Origin of the sequence: Melioribacter sulfuriphilus, from assembly GCF_051488685.1 — a bacterium.
GTDB lineage: Bacteria > Bacteroidota > Ignavibacteria > Ignavibacteriales > Melioribacteraceae > Melioribacter.
This window is the reverse complement of the sequence record NZ_JBPSEH010000003.1, coordinates 139,566-156,617: the sequence shown is the minus strand read 5'-3', so window position 1 is coordinate 156,617 and position 17,052 is coordinate 139,566. Positions and strand designations below refer to the sequence as shown.

The window sequence follows — 17,052 nt, the reverse complement described above, 5'->3', positions numbered from 1 at the left end:
TTTTTGTTCATGTAAACATGACAAAAAATGAACTTAAATATTACTCCTCCCTTCAGAAAAAGAAATACCGAAGAATGGAGAAAAAATTCCCGGTGGAAGGGGCAAAATTAATCAAAGAAGCCCTCGAAGCAGACTATCCATGCGACATTGTTTTTTATACAAATCAATTTGAAGAAAAATCAGAAGAATTCTTAGAGTATCTGAAAAAGAAAGGATGCAATTCAAAGCTAATAACTCAAAGAGAATTGGAGCGGCTAAGCGATACGGAGTCGCCGCAGGGTATAATCGGATTTTTTATGGAAAAGGATTTCTCATTCTCTGTTTCCAATTCCAGATTTTTGCTTGCACTCGAAGATATTTCCGATCCTGGAAATATGGGCACAATTGCACGGAATGCAGACTGGTTTGGATTGGGAAAAATTATTATTAGCAGAGACTGCGCGGAAATTTTTAATCCGAAAGTAATCAGAGCTTCGGCGGGCTCGATTTTTCACGTGGAGATTTTACGTCCCGATGATTTTTATGAATTTTTGTCTGAACTCAAAAAAGTGAAATACACTATTCTTACCGCCGATTTAACTGGAGAGAACATTTATGACTTTAAACCCGAAGGAAAAATTGTTCTGGTTCTTGCCAATGAAGCAAATGGCCCGACTGAATTATTGAAGTCGATAACGGATAAATACCTTACGATTCCAGGATATGGCAAAGCAGAATCGTTGAATGTTGCTTCTGCGTCGGCTGTTTTAATTTCAGAATTGGTTCGTAGAGTTTAATCGAAAAATTCCCATGCAACACCGAATCTCACCGAACGCTCTTGTTTAGGATAATATGGAACTATGAAATATCGGGAATTAAACATATTCTCCAGGACAAAATAAAGGATAGCTCGTTCCTGCAATTGACCGGCAAAGAAAAAATCGATCTGATTTGAGGACTTGAATAAATAGTCATCGTCTTTGTAATACTGCCATGAAGTAGATATCATTTTCTCGAAGTCGTAATAAATTCCCTGCCGTTTGCCGTAAAGGTAAATATTAAAACCAGTCTTAAAATTCAGATTTCGATTGAATAGCGTATCTACATAATAAATTCCGCCGGTCATTACAAACTCGGGCAAGGCGAGTGAATTTCTTCCATCGGTATTGAAATAGTGGCATGCGTTTGTTTCAAACAGTAATTTCCAGAGTTTCAATTCAGAACGTAAATTAATTCCATTGAGTGTAACATTTTTTGAAATGAATCCAGCCTTAGTCATTATTAATTTGTTATTGATTTCCTTACGGAAATATGAAACTTCAGTGCTCAATAAAGGTGAATGGTAAGATATTTTAACTTCGGCAGTATGATAGATCTGTTCGTTACTCTCATTAAATTGACTTCTTTCGTATAAATTATAAGGTTTGCTAAAGTTAGAATAACCCGCGTAGAATGATAAATACGAAGATGAGAGTATGTTGAAATCAAATCCATAACCAGGATAGGAATTCCCGTTGTAATTGAGATATTTACCAAAGAAAGAGAGTTCGATATTCTCGTTAATTAAATTGGTAGTCACGATTAAAGAGGAAGCAAAAGTCGTAAATTTGTCCCTATCGATCAAAGATGAAGATAGCGAAATATATTCAAACTGATTAATAGAATAAAATTTGAGTGCACCGAGATTTAATGATTGATTATAATTCAATCCAATTGTTTGCGAGCGGTTGTCCCGCATAATCGTATCGACATTTGCTTGAGTAATAAAATAAGTTGTATCGTTTTGCCTGTATTCGTTCAGATGCGAATGAAAAAAGAAAGAAATTTTGTAAGGCGCATTTGATGCAAGATACGATTTTATTCCAATGTCAAAGTATCGAAAGGTTGATTTTTGATATCTGTAATAGAAATTAACAGGCGCAAGTAATGGATTATAAATCACGGAATTTTCATAATCAAGTGGTGAGCTTACAACCGAGTCGATATTCACACCTCCGTTTAATTGAGTATTGGTTCTGGAATATTTAAACGAGGAAAAAGCAAATGTGGAATCGTTCAATCTGTAGTTTGCTTTTAATGTATATGCCCATAGACTGTAGTCGCTATTAGGATAGCGAGGACTTGTGCTTTGATTGGTAATTTCGAATGATATATTTAGTTTTTGGGAAAAGTTAGAGTTGAAATAGCCGTCAATGAAACCTTCATCGTATGGTGCTTGATAATAACGCAATCTTGTAAACGGTCTTTCGTAGAGATAATTTCTTGAAACGAAATTCAGCGATGTCGGATTGTTGTTCGTACCATATAAAAAACCTCTTGTAAGTGGAATTAACTCAATCTTTTCAATGCTTTCCGACTGAAATAAATTTAGGTCGATGGCATTGAAAATTTTTTCGTTAATAAATACGCCGTCGCTTAAAACGGAGATATTATTGAAACCTTCGCCGTATAAAATCGATTCGTGTGGTTGGCCCACTGTACCAAGATCTCTCAAAAATCCGAACGGCATGAATTTTATAAGATCGCCTGTGTATCGGTAATCTGAAAAATTTATATATCTTTTACTAATTGAGTTTTCAGTTGAGTCAATTAAATTGCCCATTCTGTGAAGAGTTGAATCTGACTGTCCTCTAATAGTTAAAAAAGAAAAAATCAGGAGTGCAAAAATTCTTTTCATCGTTTTAACTTTTTTCATAGTGCAAAGATAGTTTTAATTATTTAATCAAAAAAGCGTGAAATCTATTGATTAATTTCAGCTTTATGATATAAATCAAAATATTGATAAAAAAGACAAAAAATGTTTGTTTTAAGTTGAAAAATTGTTAAATTTTGTACGTCTGCTAAAAGCAGGAATGTAAAATATTCAATAATAAAAGGAGTAATCCTATGCCAATGACAAAGAGTCAAATTGTAGATCACATGGCAAAGAAGACCGGGCTTACAAAAAAACAAACTGCACAATTTCTCGAAGAGTTTGTTGCTCTGGCTTACAAAGAAGCTAAAAAAGAATTTCTCATTCCCGGATTGGGTAAAGTAGTCCTTTCAAAACGAAAAGCCCGTACAGGAAGAAATCCACAAACTGGTGAAGCCATTAAAATTCCTGCAAAGAAAGTTCTCAAATTCAGATTCGTTAAAGCTGCAAAAGACGCAATACTGGGAACGGACAAAAAGTAAGAGATTTTTCTGCTCATTTAAATATTTAAGAGGCTGCAGGTCAGCCTCTTTTTAATTTTTTTCTGTCAGTTCTAATTTTATTAAGAAGATTATTGTAAAGACCTTCTGGAATGTTTTGCAAGATTTTTGTCAGTAATTTCTGAAATTCTCCTACGTGAGAATAGAAACCTACAGTTATATTCTGATATTTATCATATAAATAAATTGGGCGCGTGGGATAACCGCTGAAAATTCCTCCTCGCAATTCATCGATGTTTTTATAATGGATTACCACTTTCTTTTTACTCATAAAAAAGTCACTGCATATCATCTTTTCATTGTCAGCTTCTATTGTAAATGGAAAGAGCCGATAAGTCTTAAAAAAATATCTGTTAAGTATATAAATAATAAAGCCGTTGAGTGCTGCAGGAAATACGAAATACCATTTTTCAGTAATAAAATAAATTGAAGAAATAAAATGGATCGAAAGAAAAAACGTGGCTATTATATTTCCGTATCGATAAATTATGCGCGCAAAAAAAGAATAACTGAATTTTTCCATTTTGTTTTGTGTTAATGAATCGAAAGATTGATCGTTAATATAGAAAAAATAATTATATGAAAAAGAAAATATACGATGTGATCATTGTAGGTGCCGGTCCTATAGGTTTGGCCTGCGGCATCGAAGCTGTCAAAAGAAAATTTGAGTATCTAATTATCGAAAAAGGATGTCTGGTAAATTCGATTTATAATTTCCCGGTAAACATGACATTTTTCTCAACATCGGAACGACTTGAAATTGGTGGCGTGCCATTTGTATCGCACGGTGTTAAACCAACCCGGCGTGAAGCTCTTGAATACTACAGACGTGTAAAATCTGCATGGAACCTGAAAGTAAATTATTTCGAAAAGGTGGAGGAAATTTCACGTTTAGAAGATTTTTTCGAAGTTGTTACGGATAAGTCTTTATACAGATGCAAAAATCTAATATTGGCCACAGGATATTACGACACTCCGAATTTAATGAATATTCCGGGTGAAAATCTTCCCAAAGTATTTCATTATTACAAAGAACCACATCCTTTCAACGACCAGAAAGTGGCAGTAGTAGGTGGGGGAAATTCTGCCGTCGATGTGGCTCTCGAAACATTCAGAAATGGAGCAGACGTGACAATGATTGTCAAGAAAAGCTGTCTTGACAAAAGTGTTAAATATTGGGTTAAACCTGATATTGAGAACCGTATTAAGGAAGGAAGCATAAAAGCATTTTTTAATTCAGAACTCTTGGAAATTAAAGAAAACGAAATTGTTATTGAACAGAGTGGTAAAACAATTACACTGAAGAACGATTTCGTTTTTGCCATGACGGGTTATAAACCCGACTTCGAGTTTCTTCTAAGAGCGGGCATTGAATTAAAAGGAAGAAGATTGAAAGTTCCCTCTATAAATCCCGTGACACATGAGACTAACATCCCAAATCTTTTTCTTGCAGGAGTAGTTTGTGGTGGAATGAACACGGGAAAATGGTTTATTGAAAATTCAATTGACCACGCCAGACGAATTTTCGAAGCAATTGTCAAAAAGAAAAAGATGAAAAAATAAAAAAGACTTTTTTCTATTGTCTTTCATCTGGCATATATTTGTAGAATAAATTTTCATAATAAATCAGATGAAAACAATGGGGAAGGTCTATTCGCTTCCAAAAGAGAAAATTAAAGTGTTGTTGCTCGAAGGTGTACATCCAAATGCAGTCGACTATTTCAGAAGTAATGATTTTAACAATATTGAATATCTCAAAACATCCCTTGAAGGCGATGAATTAATCGAAAAAATTCGTGACGTACATATTATTGGAATACGTTCACGCACGCATTTGACTGAAGATGTTTTAAAGTACGCAAAAAAACTGATTGCCATCGGATGTTACAGTATCGGTACAAACCAGGTTGACCTCGATGCTGCGCGAATGAAAGGTATTCCTGTTTTCAATGCTCCGTTTTCTAATACTCGATCGGTAGCCGAATTGGTAATAGCCGAAATAATTTTTTTGATGAGAGGAATACCAGAAAAAAATACGCTGGCTCATGAGGGAGTATGGCTGAAGGATGCAAAAAACTCTTATGAAGTGCGCGGAAAAAATCTCGGTATTGTAGGTTATGGGCATATCGGTTCGCAGGTTTCGATACTCGCCGAAAGCCTCGGTATGAATGTTTATTACTACGACATTGTCAAAAAATTAAATCTTGGGAATTCCAAACCATGCGACAGCCTCGATGAACTTCTGAAAATTTCAGATGTAGTTACGCTTCACGTGCCAGAAACCGAACTTACAAAAAATATGATTGCGCGTGAGCAACTAAGCATAATGAAAAAAGGATCTTACCTGATCAACAGCTCACGTGGAACGGTGGTTAATCTAAATCATTTAGCCGAATTTATTGAATCAGGCCATATAGCTGGGGCTGCTATCGACGTCTTTCCGGAAGAGCCAGTTTCAAATAAAGAAAAATTTGTATCGGTCTTGCAGAAATTTAAGAATGTAATTTTAACTCCTCATATTGGCGGCAGTACATGCGAAGCCCAGGCTAACATTGGGCTCGAAGTCTCGGAAAAGCTGGTCAAGTATTGTGACGTTGGTACAACAATTGGAGCTACGAATTTCGTTCAAATTTCTCTTGCTCCCAATATTAATCGTCAACGATATCTTCATATTCACCATAACAGGCCAGGAGTGATGAATAAAATATCAAAGGTTTTTACTACGCGTAAATTGAATATAGCCGCTCAGTACCTGCAAACAGACTCGTATGTTGGATACGTAATTATCGATATCGACAGCAAAGAGATGAGCAACGAAATCATGAAAGAATTAAGAGCAATTCCTGAAACTATTAAAACACGAATGTTGTTTTAGGCATATCTTTCGGTTATAAATTGACATCGTGTATTATAAAGTATATTTTACGCAACCACATCAAACAAGAAAGGTAAAAGATGAAGAACCCATATAAATCCTTAGTAATGCTTGTTCTTTTCTTGCCGTATGTCTATCTGGCTTCCGGTCATAAAGTCGAAAATTTCAAGCTGAAAGACTATAACGGCAAAGAATATCAGTTGAGCGATTTCAAAGAATCTAGAGCAATTGTAATTATGTTCATTGCTACACAATGCCCCATTTCAAATGCTTACAATTCGAGGATGGTTAAACTTTATAATGACTACAAAAAGAAAGGTGTCAGTTTTATCGGAATTAATTCGAACAAACAGGAAAGCGTGGATGAAATTAAAGAACACGCAAAACAAAACGGATTTGAATTCATAATTCTTAAAGACGAAAGAAACGTTATCGCAGATAAATTCGAAGCTTCTGTTACACCTGAAATCTTTGTGCTCAATAGCAACTTCGAAATTTTATATCACGGCAGAATTGACGATTCGAGAAAAGAAGAAGACGTAAAAACTCACGATTTAAGAATTGCTCTCGACGAAATATTAAGTGGCAAAAAAGTTTCCAATCCACAAACAAAAGCATTCGGTTGTACAATAAAAAGAGTTGATTAACATGCGCAAATTAATCCTGATTTTTTTGCTGACTTTTACAATAGTCAATTTTATTTCAGGTGAAAACCAGAAAAATGCAGTCAAAGAAATCAAAGTTGTTAAAATCAATAAAGACGGATTAAACAAGATAATCAAGAACAGGAACGGGAAAATTCTTTTCCTTAATTTGTGGGCTACGTGGTGTGTGCCATGTCGAGAGGAAATACCAGACATTGTTAAATTAGCCGAAGAGTACAGGGATGTGGATTTCGTTGGATTAAGCGTCGATTTGCAAGAGGATATTAATTCAAAAGTAATTCCATTTTTGAAATCGAATAACGTATTCTACAGAAATTTTATAAACGGATTTGATAACGACGAAGAATTGATAAATTTCCTCGAAGAGAAATGGAACGGCGCTTTACCAGCTACTTTGATTTATGATTCTAAAGGAAAGAAGATAGCGTTTCTCGATGGTAAAAAATCATACAAAGAGTTCAAAGAAGAAATTGAAAGAGCAAGGAATAAAAAGTAATCCTTGCTCTTTGATTGTTCTACTTTTTCTTTAGTTCGAAATGGTCGTAAAGCTCTCCAGCAGTCGTATAAGAATTGTAAATCAACCGGTCATTTTGAATATCAATTACCTGAAATAGCTGAGTGAATGTACCGAGTTTAGCAATTAAATCTTTGTACATCGGATTGGCTGGATACTGCTTTGGACCTGAAACAGATGTAATATAGACCGTTCCTTTCGATTCGTCTTCAGAAATTCTACCCTGATAAATTTTATGTGTTCTGGCATATGTGTGGTCGTGTCCCTGTAAAACAAGGTCAACGCTGTAGCGGTCGAAAATAGGCATGAATGTTTCTCTAATAGTTTTATTGTCTCTCCCTTCGCCAGTTGAATAGACAGGGTGATGGTAGGTTACAATTGTCCATTTATTTGGATTGTTGGACAATACTTCTTCGAGCCAATCAGCCTGCTCTTTTAAGCCGTAATTTGTATTTAGAACGATGAATCGAACTCCCTGATAGTCGACATAATAAACCGTTTCTTCCATTCCATCTGGACCGTTTTCGGGCAATGTGAAAAGGCTTTGCCACAGTGGATATTTGTTGGTTTTTATCTTTTTGCCATTAATCATTTCGAAGTAGAGGTCGTGATTTCCGATGGCCATAATTGAAGGCACGATTCTGTGAATAAATCCAGTTGCTTCGAACCATTCCTCCCACATCGATTCGTCGGGTAGATCTGTTAAGTCGCCAGCGAAAAGCCAGAAAGAAGCATCGGGGGCAGTCAATATTGCTTTTCTGAATACTCGGGATAAATCTTCGAGTATCTCGTTTTGTGGATCACCGAAATAAACAAATCTGAAAGGCTGGCTGCTTTCCGAAGCAGTCATGAATTGGTTCCACTCACTGACCACGGAATCATAACCAACTCTGTATGTATAAAGTGTGTTTGGTTTCAATTGACTTAAGATTGCCGAATACGAGTATGATTTATTTCCTTTGTAATTTAATTCGCTCATAGTAGCAGGAATTTTAACTGTACTATCTTTGAACTCTATCCAGTTAGTCGATTCGGCAAATTCGACAAAACTCTCAGGATGACTTTCCTTCGTATGCCAGGTGACAGCCATGCTCGATGAAGGATTGATGGTCAAATTAAGAATAATTCTTTTGGGTATATCTGCACTTTGTGCGTGTAAAAAAGAAACGAAAAGCCAGAGATAAAGTGTTATGATTTTTTTCATTTTATTGCCTTTAAATTATTTGAATACATTGATAGTGTATTTACTCACGTCAAATTTTCTTTTGCATCCAGCATAATTCATATATCTAATTTTACCAAATACAGGTCGTTCGTTCCAGGCTCTATCGTGAACTCCACCGATTGACCAGGCAATACCGGTATATCCGTTTGGATCGCGTCCATCAAGTTCATATTTGTCATTCAGGTAGATTGCATATTTAAGAGCATCTTCCGGAATTTCTGTCCACTCCAGGATTTTCTTCGCCCAATACATTCTGAGGAAACCATGCATTTTACCTCTTTTTCTCAAATCATATTGCGCTGCATTCCAGAGCGAGTCGTGAGTACGGCCTTCTTCGAATTCTTTGAGTGAATAAATATATTCTCTTTTATCTTTACGGTGTTCGTTCAAAGTTTTTTTAGCCCAGTCGGGAAAGCCGTCAAATGAATCGTAATGTTTATTGTAGTAACAGAAATTATCCGACAGCTCTCTCCGCACAATCAATTCTTCAAGAAAGCTTTCTCTAGATTTTGAGGGTTCTGTTCTTCTGATTATTTCGAGTACCACACGTTGGGCAGATAGATGTCCGAAATGAAGATGAATCGATAGATTTGAAAGCACGTCTTCATTTGGATCGTTCTTCTTTTCTGCATAAAATTTCAATTTATTCTCAATGAAGTTATCAAGTATTTCAAAAGCGGCTTCTTCACCTGGCATTATCCATTCGACTTCGGGAACGCTGGAATCGGGCTTTATTTTTTTTAATAAACTGTCCCAGTCGTTTTTAAAGTTCGCAAAATCACTTGCAGGCATTTTTTTTATCTGTGGAAACTCATCCAGGAAGTCGGGCAGAAGTTTTTGAATTTTGGGTCTGAATGTATAAGCTGCAAATTCCTGTTTGTTGGAAACAACAAAGCAGGGAACAATATTGTGAGCGTCGACATCATAAAATGGTACTTTTATTTTCGCATGGACTTCCTTTTTCCATTTCCTTGTTATTTTAAGAGGATTGAAATCTGTAATTAATTCCGAGCAGCTGGATTCCTTAACAAACTCAGGAATAGTTACTGCGGGATTACCAAAAAGTAATTTGAAACCGATGTTTAATTCAGATAATTTCTTTTCAACCTGTTTCAATCCATTAATCATAAACGAATATTGACGCACTGCAGCACCCAGAAATTCAGGAACAATGTTGAATATTACAATTAATGGCAATTGCTTCTCTTTTGCTTTTTGATATGCAAAGACGAGTGCCCAATTGTCGTTAACCCGCTGGTCTCTTTGCATCCAGTAAATTACGGGTCCGCACTTCGATTCAAAGTCCTTTAGTTTCCTTACTCTTTCAGGAAGTACCATACTTGTCTGTAATAAGATTTATAGTCAAAAATAAAAAAAGTATTTATGATACAGAATATTGTACATGCTTGTATAATTAAAATAAAATCAGTAATTTATACACAGTCTAAATAATAATTGTACATGAAGCCAATCCTGATAATTATAGCTAATAGATTTTTTCTAACAAATTATGCCATCAGCTGCATTTTGCAAGACCTGGAGGGGATAAAAGTTGTAGGTGTGCCTGAAGATAAACTAATTGACGAAGTCCGTTTGCAAAATCCAGATATGATTATTGTAGAAATAGATATGATCAAACAGGACAGCATCCTGTTTATTAAAGAAATCAAAAAAGAATTTCCACGACTGAAAATTTTAATTCTGGTTGATTCCTCCGATGTATATAAATTGAAAAGTTTATTAGACCTGCGACTCGATGGCTATCTTTCCAAAACAATAACAAAAGAGGAATTGCAAAAAGCTGCCTTAAAAGTTTATGATAATGAAAGATACTTTAGTCAGGAAGTAAGCCAAAAAATAGTCGAAATCGAATACCGGAGAGTTTCATCGGAAATATTGAGCAAGCGTGAATACGAAATTCTTCGCTTAATAGCCGAAGGAATGAATAACAAGGAAATCGGCAGGTTACTTTATATAAGTGAATTTACGGTACTGACTCACCGCAGAAATATTATGCGCAAACTTAACGTGAAAAGCACCCCACAACTAATAATTGAGAGCATCAGAAAAGGATTAATTAGTATTGGAGAAAATTAATACTAATTTTTTAGTAACATTTTACTAAAAATAACGTATTGATTTCAGGGAAGGGTTGCTTTAATTTTGTTATAAAGATTTAGTCTTAATAAGGATTGTAAATGAAAAAAATATTATTTGTGTTGACCTTAGTAATAAGTGGAGTTAATGCTCAAACTCATATAGAAGGGAGGGTGATTGACATTTCTGGTAATCCAATTCCAGAGGCAAACGTCATCCTTGTAGGTACGGAATACGGTACTTCTTCCGATAAAAATGGGATATTTAAGCTTGTTTATCCCTTAAAACCAGGCGACCTCATCTCTGTTTCTTGTGTCGGTTATGAATCTAAGACAATTCAATTTAATCCATCAATAAATTTCTTAACAGTTACTCTGGATAAGAAGGAATATTCTACCGAAGCAGTGGTGGTAACCGGCACAAGAAGTGTCAAAAAACTGAAAGATACGCCTGTGATAACTGAGTTGATTTCTGAAAAAGAAATTAAACAGTGCGGCTATATAAGTTTGAAAGAGGCGTTGATGGAACAGGCAGGAATTGCAGTTATAAACAATCATGGCAACGGTATTCAGATTCAGGGACTTGACCCTGATTATACACTAATTCTTATAGACGGCGAACCTGCAATCGGAAGAACTGGAGGTACAATTGAATTATCCCGTTTTGACGTGGCAAATTTAAAACAAATTGAAATTGTTAAAGGTCCTTCATCTTCTCTGTATGGGAGCGAGGCACTGGCCGGGGTAGTTAATCTTATTACAACCTTTCCCGACGAGCCTAAACGTGTTGCCCTTTTTGCTCAAGCAGGAACACACAATTCATATCAAATAAATGGAGAATTTTTCAAGTCGTTCGAAAAATTTAAGGGTTCGCTCGTTTTAAATACCAGGGGATCGGAAGGATATGATTTGACTCCCGAGTCAATTTCAAAATCTGCACCCGAGTACAATAATTTTCTGGTTAATACAAAATTAGAATATCAATTCGACGAATGGAATTCAGCGAGATTTAGTTTGAGGTATTTTGGAGAAAGTCAAAATAATTTTGCTGAGATTACTGAAAATGACAAAACAGAAATTCTAAAAGACAAAAACTGGCTGCAAGATTTAAGCTTATCACTAACTTACTTTGGGAAAATAAATCATTCGTACAATCATCAATTCAAATTTTACATTAGTAATTACTATACAGAAAGCGAACTTAGATATCAGCTCAATGAAAAAATATATGAATATAGTCAGTTTGACCAGTATTATTATAAAGGAGAATATACAGGTAATTTGTTCGTTGACCAGAGAAATCTTACGACGCTTGGTGTGGGTTATGTGAAAGAAAATGTAAGTGCAGACAGAATAAGTAAAGATGCCGATGATATTAATTCGCATTTTATATTTTTGCAACATGAGTGGATTCCTCTCCAGAATTTTGATATTGTCGGCGGGCTAAGGTATGATTACCATAACAAATATTCTTCCCGCATCAGCCCTAAACTTTCCGCTATCGTCAAACCGTATGATTTCTTGAAATTAAATTTTTCTATTGGCAGTGGTTTTAAAGCGCCGACATTACAACAACTTTATCTCAATTTTACCAATCCTCAAGTCGGATACTCCGTCTTTGGGTCGACGAATTTTTTGTACTACTTCAATAAGTTGATTGAGGAAGGACAAGTTGATAAAATCCTTATTAATCCGGAAAGCATTAATAAATTAAATGCAGAAAATTCCTGGTCTTTTAACTTTACCATAGAATATGAACCGCTAAGAAACAACTGGATATCCTTGAACTTTTTCAGAAATAATGTAAGAGATTTAATCGACGCCACTCCGGTTGCTATTAAGAAGAACGGACAGAGCATATATACATATTTCAACCTCAATAAAATCTACACGCAGGGTATTGAATCCGAGATAAGAATTACTGTGTTTGATCATTTAAAAATTGGTGCGGGATACCAGTATCTCGATGCTGTGGACGAAGGAGTTCTCGAAAAAATAAAAGCAGGTGAATATTATAAGTATACAGAAACCGGGCGATTGAAAAAAGTTACAGAAGCAGATTACGGCGGTTTGTTTAATCGATCCAGGCATTCGGGGAATTTTAGACTTTCTTACGAAAATGAAACATTAGGTTTGTCTACCACGCTGACAGGTATTCTCAAAGGGAAGTACGGCTATTATGACAAAAACGGAAACGGTATTCTCGACGATAAAAGCGAATATGCAGCAGGTTTTGCCCTCTGGAATTTTGCATTAAACAAATCGATTAACTACCACTTTTCATTACGGTTGAGAATAGAAAATTTATTAAATCGAAAATTTAGTGGACAGAATCTTAATCTGTCTGGTAGAATAATTTATGCAGGAATTTCAATTAATTATTAAACAAGGAGAAAAAATGAAAAGAATATACTTATTCGTTTTACTTATAACATTGTATTTTACCGGTTGTGACGACTCGAATAGTACCGAACCGGATAGCAATACACCAGCTATTAAAGTTGCTGAGGTTAAGGACCTGCCCGCCTTAGGTCCGGGTTTGACATACTACCGATTTGCAGATAGCACTATCATAACAGGAGCAGATACATTATCAGACAAATGGGATATCGCATTCAGAAGTACAACTATTTATACGAACAGCGGTGTAAGCGGGCCTGGTAAAGGAGGTGCAATTGTTCTTAAAAATACGGACTTCTATGATTTAAAAGAAGCACCATCTGAAGGCTATCGAGTAGATGAAGTAAATGCTCCTGCAATACCCACTGGCTCAGGAAACGGCTGGTACAATTATAATTCTGAAACACATATTATTTCGCCCATACCAGGCGTTGTTTTGGTAATTAAAACTGGCGAGGGTAAATATGCAAAGGTACAAATTATAAGCTACTATAAAGGTGCGCCGGATTCTCCTTCACTCAACGATAAATCGAAATATTACACTTTCAGATATGTTTATCAATCAAACGGCACTACTAAATTTGAATAAAAAACGAAAGGAACATGAAATGAAAATAAAAATAATTTTTCTTAGCATATTAATTACATTTGTTTTATCCTATTCTAATCTCCTGGGAATGGCAGGAGAGAGCAAAAAAGTGTCTGTATTAATTGTGGGACACGGCGCTCCTGCCAGCGATTTTCCAAAACTGAAAGAGTATTTCAAATTACACGAGAGTCACTCCCCGGAAGCCGAAAAAATCGAAAATGAATTACGTAACTGGCCAAGAAATGAAGAAAACGATCCATATTGGGCTGGCTTTATTAAAATAGTAGAAATATTTAGAAATAAATTTAAGAATTTCCATTCTGTCCATTATGCATTCAACGAAATGTGTGCCCCTACAGTAGAAGAAGCACTTAATAAGATTTTGCTTGATAATCCAGATTTAATCCTTGTAACTAGCATAATGTTCACTCCTGGCGGCGGGCATTCCGAGAAAGATATTCCCGCCGCAATTGAAATTTTTCAGGAAGAACACCCTGAGATTAGAATTATCTATGCCTGGCCTTACAGCCAGGAAGCTCTGGCGAATTTTATCAATGCACATCTAATTCATTTTGTCGAAAAATAACTTACAGAACCGGCATTTGCCGGTTCTATTGCTTTAGAATTAGAATCATGGAGTAATGAATATGATCCGTATTATTATAATAATAACTATTATTTTATCATTAAATCAGCCTCTAATGTCCTATTCCGGCAATGGAATAAATATAACCGGTAAAGTTATAGATGCAATAACAAAAGAACCGCTTGTTGGTGCTAATGTAATTGTAAAAATGACCAATTTCGGTACTGCTACAGATATTAACGGATATTTCGAATTAAGGAGAATTGCGATAGAAAAACCGGTATTGATTATCTCTATGGTTGGCTACCAATCGATTATTTACACAGTGGTTGATAAGATAGATAACATTACTTTTGAGTTAAAACCAGCATTAATAGAAATGGGTTCGATAGTGGTAACAGGAACGAATTCATTACATCTTTATGAGAATACGTCGGTAAAAACTGAAATAGTACCCAAAAAATTAATTCAACAGCAAAATGCATGTAATCTTGCTCAGGCGTTAGGACTCCAGACAGGCGTTATGGTTGAGAACGACTGCAATAATTGTAACTTTACACAGGTACGAATACTCGGTTTTGACGGCAAATATTCACAAATCTTAATCGATGGGGATCCAGTAATAAGTTCTCTGGGTGGAGTGTATGGTCTGGAACACTATCCGCAGGAAATGATTGAACAGATAGAAATAGTAAAAGGAGGTGGTTCGGCATTATATGGCGGCGGTGCAGTTGCAGGAACAATTAACATGATGACACGTCGTCCAGCATTTAATGGCACTAAGGTTTATTATAATGGCTATTGGGTCGATGGTTCTCCGGATAATCAAATTGGAGCAATTGCAGAAATTGTTAGCAATGACAATAAAACTGGAATCTATGTATTCGGTTCTACCAGAAACCGTGGAAGTTATGACAGGAATGGAGATGGCTATTCTGAACTTGGAAAACTTAAAAACGAAACAATCGGTTTTAACGGATATTTAAGACCTGATAATTATTCTGAATTACAATTTTCGCTTCATCGAATCGTCGAAGATAGGAGAGGTGGCGGGGATTTCGATAAACCTGTCCACGAAGCTTCTATTGCAGAATGGACTAAACACGATAAATGGGGCGGTAAAGTTAAATGGAATCAAAAAATTGGTGCATCATTTGAGTATAAAATAAATTATGCTTTTAGTTTGCTGGAAAGGAATTCTTACTACGGAGGATTATCAGATAATACACCGGAATCAAAGCTTGAAGCACTTAAATATTACGGTTACTCTGATAATCCGTTATATTCAATCGGTATGCAGGCTAATTATTATTTAAGTGGACAAATCATAACCGCCGGTATTCAATACAATTATGATAAACTATTAGATAAAAGTGTTTCTAATGATAAATATTATGTTGATGAAATATTCAGGAATTTCGGCTTCTATTTGCAGGATGAAATTTCTTTCGATAGCGATGAACAGCTCCAGATTGTTGCCGGTGTGCGTTTTGACAAACATTCAGCTCTTAGCAGTTGGATATTCAGTCCTCGCCTAAATGCTAAGATGAAATTGTGGAATGCATTGAATCTGAGAATGGGATTTACAACAGGTTTCAAAGCACCGCAAATCTTCAATGAGGATTTGCATATTTGCGGACTCGAAGGAATGCAGCGAGTTATACGTAATTCGACGGGACTAAAAGAAGAAAAAAGTTACTCTTATACATTCGGCGCAGAATTCCAGGATTTTGTCGGGAATATTCCTTTACTTTCAGGAATAACTTTATTTTACACGCGTTTATCAGGTGCTTACAGTGAAGAGTTTGTCGCAACAGACGGGGCTGTTGAGTATTGGGAAAGGATTAATAGCAGTGGCGCAAACGTAAAAGGAATTGAAATCGATTTTGGTATTAAGCCTTTAAACAAACTTGAAATCCGTTCCGGCTTTACATTTAAGAAAAATGAGTTTGACGATATACAGGAAGATTATAATATTAAGGAGTTTCTCAGAACACCCGACATTTTTGGATATATAAGAATTGCTTATGATTACTCGGATAAGTTAAGTTTTTTTACCGCAGCAAAATATACGGGCAAAATGTATGTCCCTCACGAAATTTCAGTTGATTATCAAGAAAATCCATTGATCGAAGTTAAACGGAGTAAAGAATTTATTGAATTCGACTTCTCACTCAATTATCAACTTGAACTGATGGATAATCTCCTTACACAATTGTCTCTTGGTGTAAAAAATATTTTTGACCAATATCAGAACGACCTTGACTACGGTGTAAATAGAGATCCCGGTTATGTTTACGGGCCTTCTTATCCCAGAACATTCTATATTAATCTTGGATTGAAACTGTAAATAAAATATACAGGGTTTTTGAGGGAGTCCATTTTTAGTTCATAAAATTTGTGATTTTGATTAAAATGGATTCCCTCAAATATTTTATATTATACAAGACCCTTAAAATTATTTTAGCTCCCCATTCGAACTATTTCTTCATATTCCTCTTTTGTAAGAGGCAATACCGATAGTCGATTTCCCTTCTGTACGAGTTTCATATTTTTCAATTTAGGGTTTTGTTTAATATCATCCAGAGTTACGGCACGGGTGAATTTCTTTATAAGTTTAATGTCGACCATGTACCATGTGGGATTGTCTTTTTTACTTTTGGGGTCGTAATGTTTGTCGTCCGGGTCAAAAGCAGTAAAATCGGGGTATCCTTCTTTAACGACGGTACAAATTCCAACTGCTGCAGGCGGTTTTGCATTGCTGTGATAAAATATCACCAGGTCGCCTTTCTTCATTTCGTCCCGCATAAAATTACGCGCTTGATAATTTCTTACGCCGTCCCAGAATGTTGTCTGGTTTTTGCTTTTTGATAGATCATCTATCGAAAAAACATCTGGTTCAGTTTTCATAAGCCAGTATTTCATTTACCC

At 35.7% G+C, this 17,052-nt stretch carries 16 protein-coding genes; 11 read left to right on the top strand and 5 right to left on the bottom strand.

The features are described 5' to 3' along the window. Positions 1–17: 17 nt before the first annotated feature. Positions 18–776 carry a TrmH family RNA methyltransferase gene (locus ACSSV9_RS05730; protein ID WP_437346282.1) on the top strand — a complete coding sequence of 253 codons (759 nt, stop codon included), beginning with the start codon at positions 18–20 and terminating at the stop codon, positions 774–776. Here ACSSV9_RS05730 and ACSSV9_RS05725 read toward each other — a convergent pair. Then, positions 773–2,656: a putative porin gene (locus ACSSV9_RS05725; protein ID WP_437346281.1), complete on the bottom strand. Its 1,884-nt coding sequence runs from the start codon at positions 2,654–2,656 to the stop codon at positions 773–775. The genes ACSSV9_RS05730 and ACSSV9_RS05725 overlap by 4 nt on opposite strands. A 209-nt stretch (positions 2,657–2,865) precedes the next feature. Here ACSSV9_RS05725 and ACSSV9_RS05720 point away from each other — a divergent pair, with 209 nt between their 5' ends. Further along, a complete protein-coding gene (locus ACSSV9_RS05720; RefSeq protein ID WP_437346280.1) occupies positions 2,866–3,153 on the top strand; it encodes an HU family DNA-binding protein in 288 nt (95 codons plus the stop codon). Between the two features lie 40 nt (positions 3,154–3,193). Here the strand turns inward: ACSSV9_RS05720 and ACSSV9_RS05715 are convergent, their stop codons facing one another. Next, a complete protein-coding gene (locus tag ACSSV9_RS05715) occupies positions 3,194–3,694 on the bottom strand; it encodes a hypothetical protein (RefSeq protein ID WP_437346279.1) in 501 nt (166 codons plus the stop codon). A gap of 56 nt (positions 3,695–3,750) precedes the next feature. Between ACSSV9_RS05715 and ACSSV9_RS05710 the strand changes: the two genes are divergently transcribed. The 4 genes from ACSSV9_RS05710 (at position 3,751) to ACSSV9_RS05695 (ending at position 7,207) form a co-directional block, all read left to right on the top strand. Further along, positions 3,751–4,734 (top strand): YpdA family putative bacillithiol disulfide reductase, encoded by a 984-nt coding sequence (locus ACSSV9_RS05710; RefSeq protein ID WP_437346278.1) that lies wholly within the window; start codon positions 3,751–3,753, stop codon positions 4,732–4,734. Between the two features lie 76 nt (positions 4,735–4,810). After that, positions 4,811–6,046, top strand: coding sequence for a phosphoglycerate dehydrogenase (serA, locus tag ACSSV9_RS05705; RefSeq protein WP_437346419.1), 1,236 nt, complete (start codon positions 4,811–4,813; stop codon positions 6,044–6,046). Positions 6,047–6,126: 80 nt separating this feature from the next. Next, positions 6,127–6,693, top strand: a complete 567-nt coding sequence (locus tag ACSSV9_RS05700; RefSeq protein ID WP_437346277.1) for a thioredoxin family protein — start codon at positions 6,127–6,129, stop codon at positions 6,691–6,693. Between the two features lies 1 nt (position 6,694). Next, positions 6,695–7,207 (top strand): TlpA family protein disulfide reductase, encoded by a 513-nt coding sequence (locus tag ACSSV9_RS05695; protein ID WP_437346276.1) that lies wholly within the window; start codon positions 6,695–6,697, stop codon positions 7,205–7,207. A gap of 19 nt (positions 7,208–7,226) precedes the next feature. Here the strand turns inward: ACSSV9_RS05695 and ACSSV9_RS05690 are convergent, their stop codons facing one another. Next, complete coding sequence (locus ACSSV9_RS05690; RefSeq protein ID WP_437346275.1) at positions 7,227–8,429, bottom strand: purple acid phosphatase family protein; 1,203 nt, start codon at positions 8,427–8,429, stop codon at positions 7,227–7,229. Positions 8,430–8,444: 15 nt separating this feature from the next. Beyond that, the gene (locus tag ACSSV9_RS05685; protein WP_437346274.1) at positions 8,445–9,788 is read right to left on the bottom strand and encodes a deoxyribodipyrimidine photo-lyase; all 1,344 of its coding nucleotides are present in this window, start codon (positions 9,786–9,788) and stop codon (positions 8,445–8,447) included. Positions 9,789–9,977: 189 nt separating this feature from the next. Here ACSSV9_RS05685 and ACSSV9_RS05680 point away from each other — a divergent pair, with 189 nt between their 5' ends. From ACSSV9_RS05680 to ACSSV9_RS05660, 5 genes are all read left to right on the top strand, one after another. Continuing rightward, positions 9,978–10,547 carry a response regulator transcription factor gene (locus ACSSV9_RS05680; RefSeq protein WP_437346273.1) on the top strand — a complete coding sequence of 190 codons (570 nt, stop codon included), beginning with the start codon at positions 9,978–9,980 and terminating at the stop codon, positions 10,545–10,547. A gap of 101 nt (positions 10,548–10,648) precedes the next feature. Then, on the top strand, positions 10,649–12,931 hold the full coding sequence (locus ACSSV9_RS05675; RefSeq protein WP_437346272.1) for a TonB-dependent receptor: 2,283 nt from the start codon (positions 10,649–10,651) through the stop codon (positions 12,929–12,931). Between the two features lie 13 nt (positions 12,932–12,944). Next, positions 12,945–13,535, top strand: coding sequence for an HmuY family protein (locus ACSSV9_RS05670; protein ID WP_437346271.1), 591 nt, complete (start codon positions 12,945–12,947; stop codon positions 13,533–13,535). A 19-nt stretch (positions 13,536–13,554) separates the two neighbouring features. Continuing rightward, positions 13,555–14,121: a sirohydrochlorin chelatase gene (locus ACSSV9_RS05665; protein ID WP_437346270.1), complete on the top strand. Its 567-nt coding sequence runs from the start codon at positions 13,555–13,557 to the stop codon at positions 14,119–14,121. Between the two features lie 61 nt (positions 14,122–14,182). Beyond that, a complete protein-coding gene (locus tag ACSSV9_RS05660) occupies positions 14,183–16,471 on the top strand; it encodes a TonB-dependent receptor (RefSeq protein WP_437346269.1) in 2,289 nt (762 codons plus the stop codon). Between the two features lie 113 nt (positions 16,472–16,584). Here the strand turns inward: ACSSV9_RS05660 and ACSSV9_RS05655 are convergent, their stop codons facing one another. Continuing rightward, positions 16,585–17,046 carry an EVE domain-containing protein gene (locus ACSSV9_RS05655; protein WP_437346268.1) on the bottom strand — a complete coding sequence of 154 codons (462 nt, stop codon included), beginning with the start codon at positions 17,044–17,046 and terminating at the stop codon, positions 16,585–16,587. Between the last annotated feature and the right edge of the window lie 6 nt (positions 17,047–17,052).

What these genes read in the sequence shown, in the direction of transcription:
- ACSSV9_RS05720 (WP_437346280.1), top strand. Translation starts at nt 2,866, where the DNA reads ATGCCAATGACAAAGAGTCAAATTGTAGATCACATGGCAAAGAAGACC.
- ACSSV9_RS05690 (WP_437346275.1), bottom strand. Translation starts at nt 8,429, where the DNA reads ATGAAAAAAATCATAACACTTTATCTCTGGCTTTTCGTTTCTTTTTTA.
- ACSSV9_RS05660 (WP_437346269.1), top strand. Translation starts at nt 14,183, where the DNA reads ATGATCCGTATTATTATAATAATAACTATTATTTTATCATTAAATCAG.
- ACSSV9_RS05670 (WP_437346271.1), top strand. Translation starts at nt 12,945, where the DNA reads ATGAAAAGAATATACTTATTCGTTTTACTTATAACATTGTATTTTACC.
- serA (WP_437346419.1), top strand. Translation starts at nt 4,811, where the DNA reads ATGGGGAAGGTCTATTCGCTTCCAAAAGAGAAAATTAAAGTGTTGTTG.
- ACSSV9_RS05725 (WP_437346281.1), bottom strand. Translation starts at nt 2,656, where the DNA reads ATGAAAAGAATTTTTGCACTCCTGATTTTTTCTTTTTTAACTATTAGA.
- ACSSV9_RS05715 (WP_437346279.1), bottom strand. Translation starts at nt 3,694, where the DNA reads ATGGAAAAATTCAGTTATTCTTTTTTTGCGCGCATAATTTATCGATAC.
- ACSSV9_RS05685 (WP_437346274.1), bottom strand. Translation starts at nt 9,788, where the DNA reads ATGGTACTTCCTGAAAGAGTAAGGAAACTAAAGGACTTTGAATCGAAG.
- ACSSV9_RS05695 (WP_437346276.1), top strand. Translation starts at nt 6,695, where the DNA reads ATGCGCAAATTAATCCTGATTTTTTTGCTGACTTTTACAATAGTCAAT.
- ACSSV9_RS05665 (WP_437346270.1), top strand. Translation starts at nt 13,555, where the DNA reads ATGAAAATAAAAATAATTTTTCTTAGCATATTAATTACATTTGTTTTA.
- ACSSV9_RS05655 (WP_437346268.1), bottom strand. Translation starts at nt 17,046, where the DNA reads ATGAAATACTGGCTTATGAAAACTGAACCAGATGTTTTTTCGATAGAT.
- ACSSV9_RS05710 (WP_437346278.1), top strand. Translation starts at nt 3,751, where the DNA reads ATGAAAAAGAAAATATACGATGTGATCATTGTAGGTGCCGGTCCTATA.
- ACSSV9_RS05730 (WP_437346282.1), top strand. Translation starts at nt 18, where the DNA reads ATGACAAAAAATGAACTTAAATATTACTCCTCCCTTCAGAAAAAGAAA.
- ACSSV9_RS05700 (WP_437346277.1), top strand. Translation starts at nt 6,127, where the DNA reads ATGAAGAACCCATATAAATCCTTAGTAATGCTTGTTCTTTTCTTGCCG.
- ACSSV9_RS05675 (WP_437346272.1), top strand. Translation starts at nt 10,649, where the DNA reads ATGAAAAAAATATTATTTGTGTTGACCTTAGTAATAAGTGGAGTTAAT.